The sequence below is a fragment of the Arthrobacter sp. 147(2020) genome (assembly GCF_013116715.1).
GTDB lineage: Bacteria > Actinomycetota > Actinomycetes > Actinomycetales > Micrococcaceae > Arthrobacter_D.
The window spans coordinates 1-17,135 of sequence record NZ_JABFOM010000009.1; the positions used below are offsets into that span (position 1 = coordinate 1).

Annotated in this window: 16 protein-coding genes; 11 read left to right on the forward strand and 5 right to left on the reverse strand. The window is 66.6% G+C overall.

The window, feature by feature from the left end; all coding sequences use genetic code 11:
• Window positions 1-173: 173 nt before the first annotated feature.
• From HMI58_RS08350 to HMI58_RS08395, 10 genes are all read left to right on the forward strand, one after another.
• The gene (locus HMI58_RS08350) at window positions 174-752 is read left to right on the forward strand and encodes a TasA family protein (protein ID WP_171618946.1); all 579 of its coding nucleotides are present in this window, start codon (window positions 174-176) and stop codon (window positions 750-752) included.
• Between the two features lie 94 nt (window positions 753-846).
• Window positions 847-1,425, forward strand: a complete 579-nt coding sequence (locus tag HMI58_RS08355) for a signal peptidase I (protein ID WP_171585581.1) — start codon at window positions 847-849, stop codon at window positions 1,423-1,425.
• Window positions 1,426-1,613: 188 nt separating this feature from the next.
• On the forward strand, window positions 1,614-3,392 hold the full coding sequence (locus HMI58_RS08360) for an Ig-like domain-containing protein (protein ID WP_171618948.1): 1,779 nt from the start codon (window positions 1,614-1,616) through the stop codon (window positions 3,390-3,392).
• The gene (locus tag HMI58_RS08365; RefSeq protein WP_171618950.1) at window positions 3,392-3,793 is read left to right on the forward strand and encodes a hypothetical protein; all 402 of its coding nucleotides are present in this window, start codon (window positions 3,392-3,394) and stop codon (window positions 3,791-3,793) included. Before HMI58_RS08360 ends, HMI58_RS08365 begins: the two co-directional genes overlap by 1 nt.
• Window position 3,794: 1 nt before the next feature.
• Complete coding sequence (locus HMI58_RS08370) at window positions 3,795-4,496, forward strand: response regulator transcription factor (protein WP_171618952.1); 702 nt, start codon at window positions 3,795-3,797, stop codon at window positions 4,494-4,496.
• Window positions 4,496-5,746: a HAMP domain-containing sensor histidine kinase gene (locus tag HMI58_RS08375; protein WP_171618954.1), complete on the forward strand. Its 1,251-nt coding sequence runs from the start codon at window positions 4,496-4,498 to the stop codon at window positions 5,744-5,746. The genes HMI58_RS08370 and HMI58_RS08375 overlap by 1 nt, the downstream gene beginning before the upstream one ends.
• 143 nt (window positions 5,747-5,889) lie before the next feature.
• Window positions 5,890-6,348 (forward strand): ester cyclase, encoded by a 459-nt coding sequence (locus HMI58_RS08380; protein ID WP_171618956.1) that lies wholly within the window; start codon window positions 5,890-5,892, stop codon window positions 6,346-6,348.
• A gap of 140 nt (window positions 6,349-6,488) precedes the next feature.
• On the forward strand, window positions 6,489-6,914 hold the full coding sequence (locus HMI58_RS08385) for a VOC family protein (RefSeq protein WP_171585574.1): 426 nt from the start codon (window positions 6,489-6,491) through the stop codon (window positions 6,912-6,914).
• 105 nt (window positions 6,915-7,019) lie between these two features.
• A complete protein-coding gene (locus HMI58_RS08390) occupies window positions 7,020-8,237 on the forward strand; it encodes an NRAMP family divalent metal transporter (RefSeq protein WP_171618958.1) in 1,218 nt (405 codons plus the stop codon).
• Window positions 8,238-8,254: 17 nt separating this feature from the next.
• Window positions 8,255-9,040 carry a putative hydro-lyase gene (locus tag HMI58_RS08395; protein ID WP_171618960.1) on the forward strand — a complete coding sequence of 262 codons (786 nt, stop codon included), beginning with the start codon at window positions 8,255-8,257 and terminating at the stop codon, window positions 9,038-9,040.
• 24 nt (window positions 9,041-9,064) lie between these two features.
• Here the strand turns inward: HMI58_RS08395 and HMI58_RS08400 are convergent, their stop codons facing one another.
• The 4 genes from HMI58_RS08400 to HMI58_RS08415 are packed head-to-tail and all read right to left on the reverse strand — an operon-like array spanning window position 9,065 to window position 14,014.
• Window positions 9,065-9,754 (reverse strand): GntR family transcriptional regulator, encoded by a 690-nt coding sequence (locus HMI58_RS08400; RefSeq protein WP_171618962.1) that lies wholly within the window; start codon window positions 9,752-9,754, stop codon window positions 9,065-9,067.
• A gap of 32 nt (window positions 9,755-9,786) precedes the next feature.
• The gene (locus HMI58_RS08405) at window positions 9,787-11,541 is read right to left on the reverse strand and encodes a biotin carboxylase N-terminal domain-containing protein (protein ID WP_171618964.1); all 1,755 of its coding nucleotides are present in this window, start codon (window positions 11,539-11,541) and stop codon (window positions 9,787-9,789) included.
• An 11-nt stretch (window positions 11,542-11,552) separates the two neighbouring features.
• On the reverse strand, window positions 11,553-13,259 hold the full coding sequence (locus tag HMI58_RS08410) for a 5-oxoprolinase/urea amidolyase family protein (protein ID WP_171618966.1): 1,707 nt from the start codon (window positions 13,257-13,259) through the stop codon (window positions 11,553-11,555).
• Window positions 13,256-14,014, reverse strand: coding sequence for a 5-oxoprolinase subunit PxpA (locus tag HMI58_RS08415; RefSeq protein WP_171618968.1), 759 nt, complete (start codon window positions 14,012-14,014; stop codon window positions 13,256-13,258). Before HMI58_RS08415 ends, HMI58_RS08410 begins: the two co-directional genes overlap by 4 nt.
• A 107-nt stretch (window positions 14,015-14,121) precedes the next feature.
• Between HMI58_RS08415 and HMI58_RS08420 the strand changes: the two genes are divergently transcribed.
• Entirely contained in the window at window positions 14,122-15,858 is a 1,737-nt protein-coding gene (locus HMI58_RS08420) for a hypothetical protein (protein WP_171618970.1), read from the forward strand.
• A 12-nt stretch (window positions 15,859-15,870) separates the two neighbouring features.
• On the opposite strand, the gene HMI58_RS08425 is transcribed toward HMI58_RS08420, so the two are convergent.
• Entirely contained in the window at window positions 15,871-17,079 is a 1,209-nt protein-coding gene (locus HMI58_RS08425; protein ID WP_171618972.1) for an MFS transporter, read from the reverse strand.
• Between the last annotated feature and the right edge of the window lie 56 nt (window positions 17,080-17,135).

The window sequence follows — 17,135 nt, forward strand, 5'->3', positions numbered from 1 at the left end:
ATCTCGGCTTCCTGCTAAGGCCCCCACCCCCTTACACAAACTATTTGACACCCTCTCCAACTGTTCCCTACCCGTGGAGTTACTGAGCAGTTCCCGTTGCCAGCTTGTTCCTGCCCGCTGAATAACGTTGTGGACATAAGAAACCGCAGCGTTACCCAGTCTCAGGAGCACCCATGAACGCCACCGCCGAAGCCCAGCCAGTCACCCACCGCAGCCAGGAGAAGAAGACCTTCTCCCGCAGCCGGCGCCTGCTGCTTCCGATCGCTGCGCTGTTCGCCGCCACCGCCCTGGTCGCCGGCTCGGGTGCAGACTTTGTCTCCACCAGCGTCAACACCTCCAACGCCTACACCTCCGGCACCATGACGCAGAGCAACTCGAAGGCCAACGCCGCCATCTTCAACCTGAGCAACGTCAAGCCCGGCGACACCCTCAACGGCACCGTCACCATCACCAACAGCGGCTCCCTGGCCTCCACCTTCTCCCTGAGGGAAGCAGCAACCAACGGGTTCAGCACCAAGTCCAACCTGAAACTCGTCGTCACCCAGCAGGGCGCCACTGCCCCCATCTACTCCGGCACCTTCGGTGAGCTCGGCTCAGCCAACCTGGGCACCTTCGCGCCGGGCGAGGCCCGCACCTTCACCTTCAGCACCAACCTGGCACAGGCCGCTGGCAACGAGGAGCAGGGCAAGACCGCCACCGCTACCTACACCTGGGACGCGATCCAGACCACGGCCGCCGCCACCAACCAGTAACACCCCCCCCTAAACCGGGTGCGGTGACGAGCACCTGACCGTCACCGCACCCCACCAGCCCCCCTGACAACCAACCAGCCCGAAAGGCACCCCCATGAGCTCAGCAGCACGACGCCGCAGCCCGCTCCGCAAGGCAGGGGCGATAGCGACAACTCTCGCCGCTATCGCCACCTTCCTTCTCGCCGGCGTCGTGCTGCTGCCGGGACTGCTGGGACTGGAACGGTACGTCATCACCGGGGGCTCCATGTCCGGAACCTTCGAACGCGGCGCGGTGGTCCTGGCGCAGGTGGTGCCAGTGGACGATCTGGCGGTCGGCGACATCATCACCTACATGCCGCCCGCGGACTCCGGCATCAGCGAGCTGGTTACCCACCGCATTGAATCCATCACCGCATCGGCGACCGGTCCGGTGTTCCGCACGCACGGCGACGCGAACTCCGCCGCAGACTCCTGGACCTTCCAACTCACGGCGCCCACCCAGGCCCGCGTCGATGTGGCCGTGCCCCACGTGGGCTGGGCATTCATCGCCTTGGCGGACAAGGACCTGCGGATGCTGATCATCGGCGTCCCGGCCGCTCTGATCGCCCTGATGAGCGTTGTCGAAGTGACCCGGGTGCTCAGCGAACCCCGGAACGCAACGGCCCAGCCCGGGCCCGTGCCGGTCGCAGGCTAGCGCCGCCCCAGATCAAAGAGTGCCCTCCCACCGTTCGGGGAGGGCACTCTTTCACTTAACTGTCACTAGCCGGCAAGCCAGCGCGCTCTGTTACCCAATTGTGGAATTGTCGCCACCGCCTGTTGCATCCCTGTTGACGGCGGTTTTCTACAGTTGAGGGGAAGGCAAACCCCTACCGGAAGCTGGCCATGAAAGTACGCACGTTGATCGCCCTGCTGGCGCTCATCGTCGCGCTCCTCGCCGTCGACACTCCCGCGTTTTCCACCGCCGCGTTTACCTCGAAAACCACCAACACCGGAACCGTCAGCGCCGCCGTCGACTGGACCCCGCCCACGGTCACCCTCACCAACCCGGGCTCCACCCTCAGGGGAACGGCCACCGTCACCGCCACCGCGGCCGACGCCGAAACCGGCATCGCCACCGTCGCCATCCAGTACCTCGCCCCTGGCACCAGCACCTGGACCACCATCTGCACCGCCAGCACCGCACCGTACTCGTGCGCGTGGGACACCACGCCGCGTCCGGACGGCTCTTACAGCCTCCGCGCGATCGCCACCGATAAGGCGGACTACACGACGACGTCGGCCGTCGCCACCACCACGATCGCGAACGCCATCACGGTGAGCCTCTCCGATCCAGGGGAAGCAGTCCGCGGCTCGGTCCCGCTGACCGTCACCCTCGGCAACGCCGGCTCCACCAGCTACGCCGTGCGCATCGAATACGCGGTGGCGGACTCGGGAAGCTGGAAGACCCTCTGCTCCGCAGCCTCCTGCACCTGGAACACCACCGGCTTCGCCAACGACTTCTACGACCTGCGCGCCGTGGCCACCGCCAACGGCACCACCACAACCTCGGCCATCATCGAAGGGGTAGTAGTCGACAACCTCGCTCCCACCGTGACAATGACCGACCCCGGCTCCCCGCTGAGCGGCGTCCGCACCTTCACCGCCACCGCCACTGACGCCCACTCAGGTGTTGAGGAAGTCACGCTTCAGTACGCCGCCAACGGCAGCTCCACCTGGACCACGCTGTGCACCGTTGCCGAGGAGCCGTTCTCCTGCCGGTACGACACCACCAAAATTGCCGACGGCACCTATAGTGTCCGGGCGATCGCCACGGACAACGCCGGCAACGCCAGGACGTCGGCCACGATCGCCAACCGGGTGATCAACAATGTTGTCGCCTCCGTCTCGCTGGAGGACCCGGCGGCAGTGATCAGCGGCTCGGTGCCGCTCACCGCCAACGCGGCATCCAGTGCCGGAGTTGCGTCGGTGCGGATTCAGGTTGCTCCCGCCTGGACCACCGTGTGCACAGTGAACACGTCGCCGTTTACCTGCACCTGGAACAGTGCAGCCGTGGCCGATGGTCTCTACGACTTCCGGGCTGTCATGGTCGACAAGGCAGCAAGGGAAACCATCTCGGCGACGGTGACCGCCCGCCGTGTGGACAACACTCCGCTGCGCGGCTTGGACATCCAGTCGGCCAATGGGGGCAGCACCCCCGGCCGCATCGAAGCTGGCGACACGATGACCTTCATTTACAACGACCGGGTCAACCTCGGGTCAATCGTTTCGGGGTGGAACGGGTCAGCCCTGGCAGTCACCCTCCGGGCACGGGACGGTAACCTTCTGGGCCTTGGAAGTAACGGCGACACCGTCGACGTATTGCGTAACGGTGCGGTGGTCAACCTGGGTTCGGTGAACCTGCGGCAGAACTACGTTCGGAGCAACAACACCGCATCCTTCGCGGCCACCATGACCGCGAGCTCGGTAATCATCAACGGCGTGCCCGTCACGGTGGTGACGGTCGCCCTCGGCCCGGCGGCCAGCAGCAGCAACCGCGTCCGGACGGTCAGCACCACGGCTTCTATGGTCTGGACCCCGAGCAGCCTGGTCACGGACCTCAGCGGTGCCCGGGCATCCAACGCACCGATCACTGAGTCCGGCGCGCTGGACAGGGACTTCTAGTGTCGGTCATCTTCCGGGCACCAGTGGTCACGGCGATAGCCCTGCTCTTGGGGACGGCGCAGGCGATCGCCGGCGTCCTGTACCTGGGGGACGCCCCGTACCTGTCGGTGCTGCTGTTCCTGGCCGCCCTCTTCTGCGTGCTGGGGAGCGCCAAGTTGTGGCGCGACAACTGCTTCGAGTCCCGGTTTGGTCTGGCGATCGTCGCCGTGTCGTCCATCGCCGGGCATATTCTCTCGCTCACCGTTGGCTTGCCGGGCAGCCAGTTTCAGCCGTGGTCGGGGTTGAATGCGATTCTCAGCATCGTGTCGCTCGCGCTCGCCGTACTGCTGCTGGGCCTGTTGCTGCCCCACCTGTTCTCAGGTGGGGATTCGCAGCCGCCAACCGATTTGTATAGTAGTTGACATGGGGAACAATATTTTGCTGGTCGAGGACGACGACGGGATAGCACTTCCACTGCTCCGCACGTTTGAACGGGAGGGCTACGCCGTCACCCGGGTGACCGAAGGCCTGGAAGGCATCCGCAGGGCCACCGAGGATCAGTTCGATCTCATTGTGCTGGATCTGGGCCTGCCCGACATCGACGGGCTTGAGGTCTGCCGCAAGGTCCGCGAGGACGGCTACGCCAACGGGATTCTCATCCTGACCGCCCGCGGCGGCGAGATCGACCGGGTAGTGGGCCTCGACGTCGGCGCCGACGACTACATGGCGAAACCCTTCGGCCTCGCTGAACTACTTGCCCGCACCCGCGCCCTGCTGCGCCGCGCTGCGCCCGCAAACCGGCCCACGCCGTCGCCAGCTCCCGACGACGACGCCGCCCCGGCCTTCTTGGTCGACCTCCAGGCGCGCCGGGCGTTCTCCAACGGCAAGGAAATGCCGCTCACCGTCAAGGAATTCGACGTCCTGGCGACCCTCGATAGCTCAAGGGGCGCCGTCATCACGCGTGAACAGCTGATGGACCAGGTCTGGGACCAGAACTGGTTCGGCTCCACCAAGACCCTCGACGTAACCATCGGCCGGCTGCGGCAGAAACTCGACGATTCCGGCGGCGACGTCCAGGTGGTCACCGTCCGAGGGGTCGGATTCCGGCTGGAGACGGTCAACTAATGCGGGAGCGACTCATCGCCGCCTTCGTGGGGCTCGCCGTCGTCGTCGTCGCACTGTATGGGGTCCCGCGCGCCTACATTGTGGCGGACCAGGCCTTCTTCTCTGAACTGCGCAAGATCGAACGCTCAGCGGATCTCCTGGCCGTGTTGCTGCCCGATGCCGCAGTCAACGGCCACATCACCGAGGAGTACCTCGGCGAGCTGGTGCAGGCGGGGGAACGGATCGAGGTGCGGGACGCGGACGACCTCGTCCTCGCGTCCGCCGGTCCGTTGCTGACCGGCCACCCCGATGACATCAGCGTGACCCGCGAGCTCGACGACGGTTCGATCGTCACGCTGGAGCGGTCCGGTCTGACGGTGGCTGCCAGCGTCGCGGATGCGGTAATGCCGGTGGTGATTATCGGCCTCGGGTTGGTACTGTTTTCTGCGCTCGCCGGGTTCACCCTGGCGCGGTTGCTGTCGCGTCCGTTCCAGGAACTGGCTGACACGGCGGGGCAACTGGGCAACGGCAAGTTCGACCTGGAAGAAAAGCACTATTCGGTGCCCGAGGCCCAGGAGATCAGTGTTGCGTTGCATTCCAGTTCCGCTGCGCTGTCCGAACTGGTGCAACGGGAGCGCGAGTTTGCCGCGAACGCCTCGCACCAACTCCGCACACCCATCACCGCTCTGCGCCTGGAACTTGAAGACCTGACCCTGTGGAAGGAGACGCCGCCCGCCGTCACTGAGCAGTTGACGCACTCCCTGAAGGAGATTGACCGGCTCTCCACGGCGGTGAGCGAGCTGCTGGAGCTGGCCCGCGGGCAGCGGCTCAGCGATGCGCGCGAGGTGGACCTAGGCCTGATTGCCACCCGGGCCGCCGCCCGGTGGGAGCGTCAGATCACCGCTGACGGTCGGGACATCTTCACGCACGGCGCCTCGCTGCCAGCGGTCATCAACCCGGGGCCGGTGCACCAGATCCTTGACGTCCTGATCGAGAACTCCATCGCCCACGGCGCCGGCACCATCCGGGTGGTGCCCGCGGACGCTGGCACGCACCTCAGCCTGACTGTGAGCGACGACGGCGCCCGCCCGATGCGCACCAACATCTTCACGCGCCGGGTGACACAAGGATCGGGGGAGGGCATCGGCCTGGCCGTGGCCTCGGAGCTCGCCGAGGCGATTGGCGGACACCTGGTTCTCGGGGCCGAGGAGCGGACCACGTTCAACCTGATGCTGCCGAAGCGGGAGCTGGCCGGAGTCCCGGCGCGCTAGCTACTTTGAACTCCTGGTTAATTCATCCAGGTGGTTATTTACGTGTACCACCCACCAGTGCATAGTGGGCGGTACACGGCCCTTCTCCCAGAGTGCTCGTTCCAGGGGCCGGCTTTGACCGCCCCTACCCAATGGAGAAGCTCATGGAGAACACAACTGTGACCACCCCCGCCGCCCGAGAGACAGCGACCGAGCTCATCACCAAGTGGGTCGCCCTGTGGAACGGCGACTACGCGATCGCCGAGGACATCATTTCCCCCGACAACCGTGTGCACGCCGCCATGTTCGACGGCGGCGACGGCAGCGCCGTTGAAGGAGTCGCCGGAATGCAGGGTTTTGTCACCCAGATGAGATCGCTCGCATCCGACCTCACCTTCAGTATCGAGGTGGGTCCAATTGTGGACGGCGACCATGTAGCGATTCGCTGGGTCGCCGCCGGTCACTACAGCGGTGGCCTTCCCGGTGCAGGGGCGCCGGTGGGAACCGAAGTGTCATTCCACGGCACCGACATCCTGCTAATCGTCAACCACCAGATTGTCGAGTACTGGCTCAACGGCGACACCCTCGACCTCATGACACAGCTGCAGGTCGGCGCTGGCTGACGCTCGGTGGAAAGTTCGCCCAGCCACCCATCCAAATGACAGCCTGCTGACGAAGTGAATACGGTCGGCCCAGTACGCCGATCCCATTTCAATGTCGGAGGCTCTTGATGTCTGAAGTTACTGCTCACCACGAACCACACATGCCCATTGCTGTCACAGACTTCGCTCACGTCCGGTTGACCGTCACCGATATCCGCCGATCCCGTGCCTTCTACGACGCGGTGTTTGGATTCGATATAGCGTTTGAGGCGCCACCCGAGGATGCTGATCAGGAGACAAAGGATCAGCTGGGATTCCTCTTCGGCGGCGTGATCTACAGCTTCGGGGGAGGGTTGCTGGGTCTTCGACCGGTTGCCCCATCGGGAGACCGCTTCGACGAAGACCGGGTGGGGCTCGACCACGTCAGCTTCGCCGTCGCCGCTCGGAGTGACCTGGATGCTTCGGCAACGCTGCTGGATGGTCTGGGAATTGAGCACGGCGGGGTGAAGGACATTGGTGCCGGCTACATCCTGGAGTTCAGGGATCCAGACGGTGTTGCCCTTGAGCTCTTCGCGCCAGCGGAGTAACCATTTAAATTGTTGAACAATACCTTGCGCAGATTGTTCAACAACCTGTAGGGTCGTCTCCAATACAAAATGTGACTCCAGTCACCTTAGGTAATGGACGGGCCCATGGCAGATACCCAGAACAAACCGAAGTTGAGCTCCTCGGCTCGGCGAACCGCGCTGCTGGGAGCCATGTTCCTCATGGCGACCAGCGCCATTGGTCCGGGCTTCATCACCCAGACGACAGTCTTCACGGTGCAGATCGGCGCCGCGTTCGCGTTCGCGATCCTGGCGTCGATCCTCATCGACATCGCCGTCCAGATGAATGTCTGGCGCGTCATCGGCGTCTCGGGGCTCCGCGCCCACGAACTCGGTAATAAAGTCCTTCCCGGGGTGGGCTGGTTCCTGGCCGGCCTGGTCTTCATCGGCGGTGTGGTCTTCAACATCGGCAACATCGCCGGTACCGGGCTCGGCGCCAACGCGATGCTCGGCGTCGATCCGAAGATCGGCGGTGCCATCTCGGCGGTCATCGCCATCCTGATCTTCGTCAGCAAGAAGGCCGGGATGGCCCTGGACCGCATCGTGGTGCTGCTCGGTGCCATCATGATCCTCCTGATGATCTACGTGGCCATCGTTGCGGCGCCCCCGGTCGGTGAAGCGCTCAAGAACGCGATCCTGCCCGAGCAGATCGACTTCCTCATCATCACCACCCTCGTCGGTGGCACCGTGGGCGGCTACATCACCTACGCCGGCGCCCACCGGATGCTCGATTCGGGCGTCACCGGTCCCGACAACGTTGGCGAGATCACCCGCAGCTCAGTGCTCGGCATCATGGTCACCGGCTTGATGCGGGTGCTGCTGTTCCTGGCCATCTTCGGCGTCGTCGCCGGCGGTGCCGTGCTGACCAGCGACAACCTGGCCGCTGAAGCCTTCGGGGTCGCGGCCGGCGAAATCGGCATGCGGATGTTCGGCGTGGTCCTCTGGGCCGCCGCGATCACCTCCGTCATCGGCGCCGCGTTCACCTCGGTCTCCTTCATCACCACCTCGAAGACGCCCCAGCGCAAGCGGAACCTGATCACCGTCGCGTTCATCGCCGGCTGTGCCATTGCCTACGTCTTCCTGGGACAGGCGCCCCAGGAACTGCTGATCTTCGCTGGCGCGTTCAACGGTCTGATCCTCCCGGTTGGCTTCGGTGTCCTCCTCTGGGTGGCCTGGCGTCGCCGGGACCTGCTGCACGGCTACGTCTACCCGAAGTGGCTGCTGATCGTCGGCGTCCTCACCTGGTTCCTCACCCTGTTCCTCGGCTACACCTCCATCACCGGGCTGGCACAGCTGTGGGGCTGAGTAACGGGCTGAGCGGCATGCCGACAAACCCGGCCGCCATCCTGCCCGCCGACGCCCGCGCCGCCTTCCGCGCCGGACTAGTGACGCCGACGTCGGGCTGGTCCCGCGGCTACGCGCAGGTGAACGTGCTCTCGATCCCGCGGGAACAGGCCTTCGACCTGCTGCTCTTCGCCCAGCGCAACCCCAAGCCGTGCCCCATCCTCGGCGTGCTGGAGGCGGGCGAAACCACCGGACCGCTGCTGGCCGGCGGGGACATCAGGACCGACGTCCCCAAATACACCGTCTATCAAGACGGCGTGAAAGTGGACGAGCCCACCGACATCACCGCCCACTGGCGCGATGACCTGGTCACCTTCCTGTTCGGCTGCTCGTTCACGTTCGAGGCGGCCCTGCAGGACGGCGGCGTCAGGATTGCGCACATCGACCAGGGAGTGAACGTGCCGATGTACCGGACGAACCGCGACGCCGCTCCGGCCGGAGCCATGTCCGGTCCTCTGGTCGTCTCGATGCGGCCGGTGCCAGCGGCCCAGGTGGCCGACGCCGTCCGCATCACCTCCCGCTATCCCGCAGTCCACGGGGCTCCCGTGCACGTGGGGAACCCTGAGGAGCTGGGCATCGACATCAATTCGCCGGACTTCGGCGACGCGGTGCGGATCCCCGACGGTCACCTGCCGGTGTTCTGGGCCTGCGGGGTGACCCCACAGGCGGCGGTGATGCAGTCACGGCCTCCGCTGGCGATCGGCCACGCACCGGGCCACATGCTCATCACCGACGCGCGGGACAGCGACTACCTGGTGCCCTGAGCCGGGTGCGCTAACCGAGGTGAGTCAGGAGGCCTCGCTGGCGAGGTGACCCAGGAGTTCGGCCTCGGCCGAGTCCAGGTAGTCACGCAGCCCGGCGGCGGCCTCCTCGCGCTTCCCGGCCCGCAGCCGCTCCACGAGCAGCACGTTGCGGTCCACGTAGTGGCTGTGGAAGTCGGGAGCGGAGGCCATCGCGTGGAACACCAGCCGCATCTCCGCGAGTACCCGGTCCATCAGCGCCCGCAGGGATTCGCTGCCAGCCAGACCCACCACCGCGCTGTGGAGGGCCTGGTTGGCGTCAGCCATGTCGGGGACCGAACCGACGTCGCGCGCTGCCTGCGCCCGCTGCACAATGGCCTCCATGTTCTCGAGCACTTCGGGGGTCACCTCACCCCACAACGCTGCCGCGGGTTCGATCATCCGGCGCACACGGTAGATCTCGCGCACCTCCTCGGCCCCCGGGGACGCCACAAACACGCCGCGGTTCGGGATCTTCGTCACCACGGACTCACCCGCCAGAGTGGAGAAGGCCTCACGCAGCGTATTTCGGGAAACGCCGAGCGCCGTCGACAGCGACTGCTCCGATAACTTGGACCCCGGCGTCAGCTCACCGGCCGCAATCCTGCCCCGCAACACCGTGGCGATCCACGCCGCCGTGTGCGCGTGCTCGGCACCCGCTGTGGCGCTCTCCAGCTCCGCCGCTGCTTCTATCGCCATTGCCATCCCCCAACCCTTGTCACCAACAGATGTTAGCCGACCGCGCCCTGCACTTCGCCCAGCACCTCGCCGCGCGCGACGGCGGCACCCGGCTCCTGCCCGCCCCGCTGGAACGTTCCGGCAGCTGTCGAGAGGACCTCGGTTTCCATCTTCATCGCCTCCACCACCGCGACCGGCTGCCCCACGGTGACCTCGGCTCCGTCGTCAGCCAGCCACTTCACCAGGGTGCCGCCCATCGAGGCGGTGACCTGGCCGTCGTTCTTCCCTGGGGTTTCCGCAGCCTGCCCGACGACGGCGCTGCCAGTCCCACCGCCGCTCATCAGCGCGGCAAAGATTTCGGCGGGCAGCCCCAGCTGGACCGCCTTGCCGTCGATCTCGACAGTGAGGGTTTCCCGGCGGGCGAGGGGGCTTGAGATTCCGCTGGACAGGGCGGCGTCAAGCCGTTCGGCGAACGCGTTCTCGATCCACGTGGTGTACACCCCGAGCTGGTTCGGGTTGGTGAAGTCGGGGTCCCTCACGACAGCGCGGTGGAACGGCAGCACGGTGGGGAGACCCTCGATCCGCAACTCGTCGAGGGCGGCACGAGCCCGGCGCAGCGCCTGCGGCCGGTCCTCGCCGTGGACGATGAGCTTCGCCATCAGGGAGTCGTACTCGGCGGGGACGCTGGAGCCGGACCGCACCCCGGTGTCGACGCGGATGCCGGGGCCGGTGGGGGCCTCGAACACGTCGACCGGGCCGGGGGAGGGCAGGAAGCCGCGGCCGGCGTCCTCGGCGTTGAGCCGGAACTCGATGGCGTGACCCCGCGGCGCGGGATCCTCGGTGATGCTGACGGGCAGGCCCGCGGCGATCCGGAACTGTTCGCGCACCAGGTCGATGCCCGACGTCGCCTCCGTCACCGGGTGCTCCACCTGCAGACGGGTGTTGACCTCCAGGAAGGAGATCACGCCGTCGGGCGCCACCAGATACTCGACGGTGCCGGCGCTGGTGTACCCGGCCTCGCGGCAGATCGCGCGGGCGGATTCGTGGATGCGGGTGCGCTGGTCGTCGGTCAGGAAAGGCGCGGGCGCCTCCTCAACGAGCTTCTGGTTGCGGCGCTGCAGCGAGCAGTCGCGGGTGCCGACGACGACGACGTTGCCGTGCGTATCGGCCAGCACCTGTGCCTCGACGTGGCGCGGCTTGTCGAGGAACCGTTCGGCGAAGCATTCGCCCCGGCCGAAGGCGACGGTCGCCTCGCGGACCGCTGAGTCGAACGCGTCGTCGATGTCTTCCATCCGGTGCGCGATCCGCATGCCGCGGCCACCGCCCCCGTAGGCCGCCTTGATGGCGACGGGGACGCCGAACTCCTCGGCGAATGCGCGGACTTCCTCGGCGTTGGCGACCGGTCCGTCGGAGCCGGGGACCAGTGGGGCGCCCACCTTGACGGCGATTTCGCGGGCGGTGACTTTGTTGCCGAGGCTACGGATCGCGGCCGGTGAGGGGCCGATCCAGATGATGCCAGCGTTCTGCACGGCTTCGGCGAAGTCAGCGTTCTCGGAGAGGAACCCATACCCGGGGTGGACGGCGTCGGCTCCCGCCTTCTTGGCGATGGCGAGGAGCTTGTCCATGTTCAGGTAGGTGTCGGCGCTGGCGGATCCGCCGAGTGCGTAGGCCTCGTCGCTGAGGCGGACGTGCAGGGCATCGGCGTCTGGCTCGGCATACACGGCGACCGAGGTGAGTTCCGCGTCGGTGCAGGCGCGGGCGATGCGGACGGCGATCTCCCCGCGGTTGGCGATCAGGACCTTCTTCATGGGTACTACTTTCACGAGCTGTGGGTGGTGATCGGGCGCGGTGTGGGCTGCAGGGTTTCCGGATCGACGGTCTGGAACCGGAGGGCGGCGCCCGGTGCCAGCTGGGCGGCGATCGGTAGGTCTTCGGGCACGACGACGCCGATCACCGGGTACCCGCCGGTCACCGGGTGGTCGGCGAGGAACAGGACGGGCAGGCCCGACGGCGGGACCTGGAGTGATCCGGCGACGACGCCCTCGCTGGGGAGCTCGTCGGTGACGACCCGTTCCAGTGGCTGGCCGGGAGCCTCGCTGTCGGGGGTGGCGCCGACCGCGAGGCGGACGCCGATCCGGTTTGATTCGGCCGTCACGGTCCAGGCCTGCGTGGTGAGGGATTCCTGGGAGGCCGGGGTGAACCAGTCGTGGCGGGGGCCGCTGGTGATACGGAGCAGCACTGGCTCCTTCGACCCCCGCCGGATGGCATCGGGGAGGGTGGACGGTTCCGCGGCGCCGACCGTGCGGCCCTGATCGATCGGTCCGAGTGGCAGCACTGTTCCCGCCGCGAGTGGGGCCGGTCCGATGCCCGACATCACGTCGGTGGAGCGGCTACCCAGCACCTGGGGCACATCGATGCCGCCGCGGATGGCAACATAGGTGCGCAGTCCGGCGTCGGGCGCGTCGAGCTGAAGGGTCTCGCCGTCGTGCAGGGCGAAGGGTGAACACATCGGGGCGGTCCGGGTACTGGGCCCTACTCCGCTGCCCTCTTCCCCGCTGATGTCAGCTCCGCGGATCTCGGCGGTGGTGATCTCGGCGGGGGTGATGGCACCGGTCAGCGCGAGGGTGAGTTCGCCGTGTGCCCGGACGGTGAGGCCGCCAAGGATGGTTTCAATCACCGCGTCGCCGGGAGCGTTGCCCACCAGCCGGTTGGCCTGGCGGGCGCTCGCGGTGTCGGCGGCTCCGGCTTTGGAGACGCCGACGTCGCCGAGTCCTGGGCGGCCCAGGTCCTGGATGAGGGACTGCGGCCCGGGGGCGATGACCTCGAGGGAATGGCCTGTGGACGGAGGCGTCGTGATGGAGTGGGTGCCGTCGTCGGGCGTTGGGTCCGTTAGCGTGAGGGTTTCCCGGACGGCAACGTACTGCACGGCGGTGCCGGGGCGCAGGAGGGCGGGCTGGTCTCGGTCCAGGTCCCACAGCCGGGACGCTGTGTGGCCGATGAGCTGCCAGCCGCCGGGGGAGCGCCGCGGGTAGACGGCGGAGAAGTTGCCGGCGAGGGCGACCGCTCCGGCGGGGACGGCGGTGCGCGGTGAGGTGCGGCGGGGGACGGTGAGGGTCTCGTTCTCGCCGACCAGGTAGGCGAAGCCCGGGGCGAAGCCGCCAAACGCGGCGGTCCAGAGCTGGCCGGTGTGGGCGGCGATGACGCCGTCGGGGTCGAGGCCGGTGAGGCGGCCCACCTCGGCGAGGTCGTCGCCGTCGTACACCACCTCGATCCGGACCGGGTCGCCGGTGGCAGCGGTGTCAGTGGCGGGGGCAGTGTCGAGGTGGGCGAGGGCTGTGCGGGCTGCGCGGGCGGTGGTGCCGGAGTCGAACACCGCGAGGACAGTCTGGGCGGCGGCGAGGACGTCGACCTGGCCGCGGAGTGGCTGCTCCTGCAGGCGGGCGTGGACGGCGAGGACGGACTCCAGTGAGTCGAGTTGCATTAGGAGCGCGCGTGGCCCGGCCCAGCGGATTTCGGGCTGGCTCATACGAAGCTCCGGATGCTGACGCCGGCTGCCTCCAGGTCTCGGCGGACGGCGGCGGACATCGAGACCGCGCCGGTGGTGTCGCCGTGAAGGCAGATGCTTTCCGCGGTGGTCTTCAGGGTGGAGCCGTCACGGGCGATGATGATTCCGTCGGTGGCGAGGCGGACCATGTTGGCGGCGACCTCGTCCTCATCGTGCAGTACGGCGCCGGGTTCGCGGCGGGAGACCAGGGTGCCGTCCGGGTTGTAGGCGCGGTCGGCGAACGCTTCGGCGACGCCGCGGAGGCCCGCCTTCTCGGCGGCTTGCAATGCGACGGAGCCGGGGAGGAGCAGGAGGGGCAGGTCGCCGCCGAACGCCTTGACAGCGTCGACCACTGCCTGGGCCTGGACCTCATGGGTGACGATGGTGTTGTAGAGCGCGCCGTGGGGTTTCACGTATTTGATGGTGCCGCCGGCTGCCCGGGAGATCGCGTCGAGGGCGCCGATTTGGTACAGGACGTCGTCGGCCAGTTCGGTGGGGGAGCAGTCGAGGAAGCGCCGGCCGAATCCGGCCAGGTCGCGGTACCCCACGTGGGCGCCGATGGTGACGTTCGCGGCGACGGCGTCGCGGCAGGTCTGGGCGATGGTGGAGGGATCGCCGGCGTGGAAGCCGCACGCAACGTTGGCGCTGGAGACGGAGCGGAAGATGGCGGCGTCGTCGCCCATCGTCCAGTTGCCGAACGATTCACCGACGTCGCTGTTGAGGTCGATCGAAACCATTTGTGATCCTCGTCTCTTTCGGGTGTCCCTCAAGGATGCACGAAAAGTCAGGATTGTTCAACAATTTGAGGGTTGGGCTGTTTCGGTAATGGTGCCATCATCGATTCATGAGCCCAAAAAGCCGCATCCGCAAACCGAAGTCAGCGGGCAAAGACAAACGGAACTCGGCCGCGTCCAACACCAGCCTTGTAGCCAATACCTACCGAAGGGTAGCCCCGTTCTTCGCGTACGCCCTCGACCAGACATCTTCGCTGGAATCCGAGCAACTGGCGTCCAACATTTACAGCGGCATGCATCAAACCTCCAACCTGGGTCCCGGCATTGACTCCAAGCTGTTCGATGAGTGGATCCGCTACCTCGAACGTCAGGAAAGCCGGGCGGCGGCCGCGATCCTTTGGGCCATGGCACAGGTTGCTGACGCCCCTGGCGACGCTCAGGCGGCCGCCGCAGCTGAACGGCTGACCGAGGCTGGGGTTGCCCCACCCGCCTGGCTTGAGCCGGTGCGCAAGCTGGAGGCAACCGAGGCCTGGATGATGACCGACGTGTTTGGCGACTCCATTGAGTTGGTGGTCGAGTTCCGCACTGGGCGGCGCAAGCACGGAATGCATCTCAGTATCGATACCAATCACCTGGGCGGCTATGCCATCAACGCCGGTTTCAGCACAAGTGCCCGCCACCTTCTGAAAGCTCTCGAACGCCTGGCTGGGCAGATGCAGGGCATGATGTCGGTTGCGTCTATTGGGCTTCCCGAAGCGCGCAAGCTGGGCCTTGCAGCGATCGGGGCCACCGATATCACGGCTGATCCCCAAATTGATCAGGATTATCACTACGAGCGTGCGCTCGTTCTGAAGCGGTTGCAGGCAATGCCAGGGGGCGAGATCGTCGATCTCGACTCACGAAGGGTGCCCAGCGATGCCGACGAAGAGGCACAGGGTGAGGCTGACGAGGCGGAGACACAGCGATTGATCTCCTCGTTCATGGCGCATATCCAGCGGGACACAGCCCCCGCATCGTCTCAGGATTTCAGAGACCAGTTCCTTCGTCTCGCCGATTTGGCGATCAGCTTTGGGCGCTTTTACGACGACGGCAGGCTGGTGCGCGTGAGCCCCGTCAAGATGGAGACATTCATCAGTTGGTTCCTCCCCAGAAAGACAATGCTTGACAGTGAGGAGCTCGAGGCGCTTCCGTGGTTCCTCTACGCATGGATTGATTGGTGTGGCGCGCGCATGGGGCTGAACGAGGCGGCGAAGGACCTGTTAGTGGATACCGTCGGGGAAGTTCTCGAAGAGGCCGAGGAGATCAGTGAAGCGGACGAGGATATGCGGTCGCCTGGCATGAACTTCCTCGAAGGACTTGAGCTCGCTGATTTGGAGGAGGCGCAGGATGCGATGGCGCGTCGTCAACTGGCCATGCCGTACTACGGCACCTGGGTTGGAGACGTCGACTATCCGCAGCTCAACGCGAACATTCCGGGCGAACTGCGGACGCTGGTGCTCGGCGAGCTTAAGGAACTCCATGCTGTGGGGAACGCGGAATACCCCGGAGCAGGCGACCCTGATGGCAGCCCCGTGTGGGTGGCCGCTCTGCGTGAACTGGTCGTGGCGCAGCTGTGGAATGGAGAGCCCCGGCAGGTGTGGGAAGCCGCCCAGCGGCTGCAGTCGAAGGGCCTGAATCGGCAGGAAATTCTGGATCGACTTCAGTCGGTGCTCGCCGACCATGTGGACGCGAGCCTGTATAGGCCCGCTGCGGGGTTCGGCACGACCGTCGACCTGCCGGGCTACGTGGCCGCGTTGTCAGCTGTCGGGGCGGGAAAGGGGCGAGGCGGACACCTTCGCTCTGTGTAGCGACGGTTAGCGCTAGCCGTCCCGGAGCCGTTTTTCCAGGCGAAAGGCGACCAGCGCCGTTGCTGCTCCGGCGGCGGCGACCACTGCGGCGAGGGCCCAGCCGACGCCGTCGGGAAAGTGGGTGAAGATGAACCCGAAGACGAGCGGGCCCAGGGTGGCGCCGAGGTAGGTGCCGATCTGGGTGATGCCGGTGGCGCGGGTGGTGTGGGGATGGGAGGCGCGGGATACCACGAAGTGGGCCAGGCCGTTCCACCCCCAGCCGAGGCCGAAGGCGATGATGCAGCCGATGCCGTAGGCGATGGGATTCCCGGACGCCATGCCGATGAGCCCGACGCAGCCGGTGCCCATCATGATGGCGACGGTGGCCATGGAGCCGCCGATGCCGCGGTCGGCGGCGATGCCGACGAGTGGTCGCGCCAGGATGCCCGCGACGCTGGCGGCGCCGAGGAGCAGGCCCGCGGTGGCGGCGTCGAACCCGGCGCCGACTGCCGAGGACACGGTAAACGAGCCGACCACGTTGGCTTGCGCCGATCCCAGTCCGCTGGCGATGGCGGTCATGAGCAGGAACGGCCGCAGTTCGCGGGGAAGGGGAGTGCTGGTGGGTTTGCTGGCGGCTGTGGCGCTCGCAGTGCGGCGGGGTACCGACCGCAGCAGTACCGGGATGAACAGGAGGGCCAGGCCTGCGGCGATGGTGAAGGTCCATTGCCAGCCGATGGTCAGTGCCACCAGCGGGACCGAGAGCCCGGCTGCCAGGGTGGCGGCGGGGATGGCTGCCTGCTTGAGGCCGAAGGCGAAGGCCCGGTTTCGGGTGCCCACCTGTTCCACGATCAGGCCATTGGAGAGCGGCTGGCAGAGTGCGTTAGCAGCGCCAGCGAAGGTGAGCCACAGGATGAGCCACGGCCAGTCGGGGGTGAGGAACGCGATCCCTGCGAGAGCGATCAGGCCCAGGCAAACGCCGAGCGGCATGCCACGCCGGAGTCCCAGGGCGGTGGCGGCGACGCCAGCGGATGCCGACAGCAGCGCTGAGACGCCCCAGAAGACGGCTACCACGATGCCCAACGACGACGGCGTCAGGTTCAGATCTGTTTCCAGTTGGACGGCGAGTCCGCCGATCAGGAAGACCGGGAGCACTCCCACGACGGTGGTGAGCGCGGCCATGGCTGTCGCCAGGCGGCCGGGCCGGCGTCGTGCAGGTTTTTGCGTTACCTCAGCGGCTGTCACGCCCTCAGCATAGTTGCATCGCGCAACAGGTTGGTTTTGCGTCGTCACATGCGTGG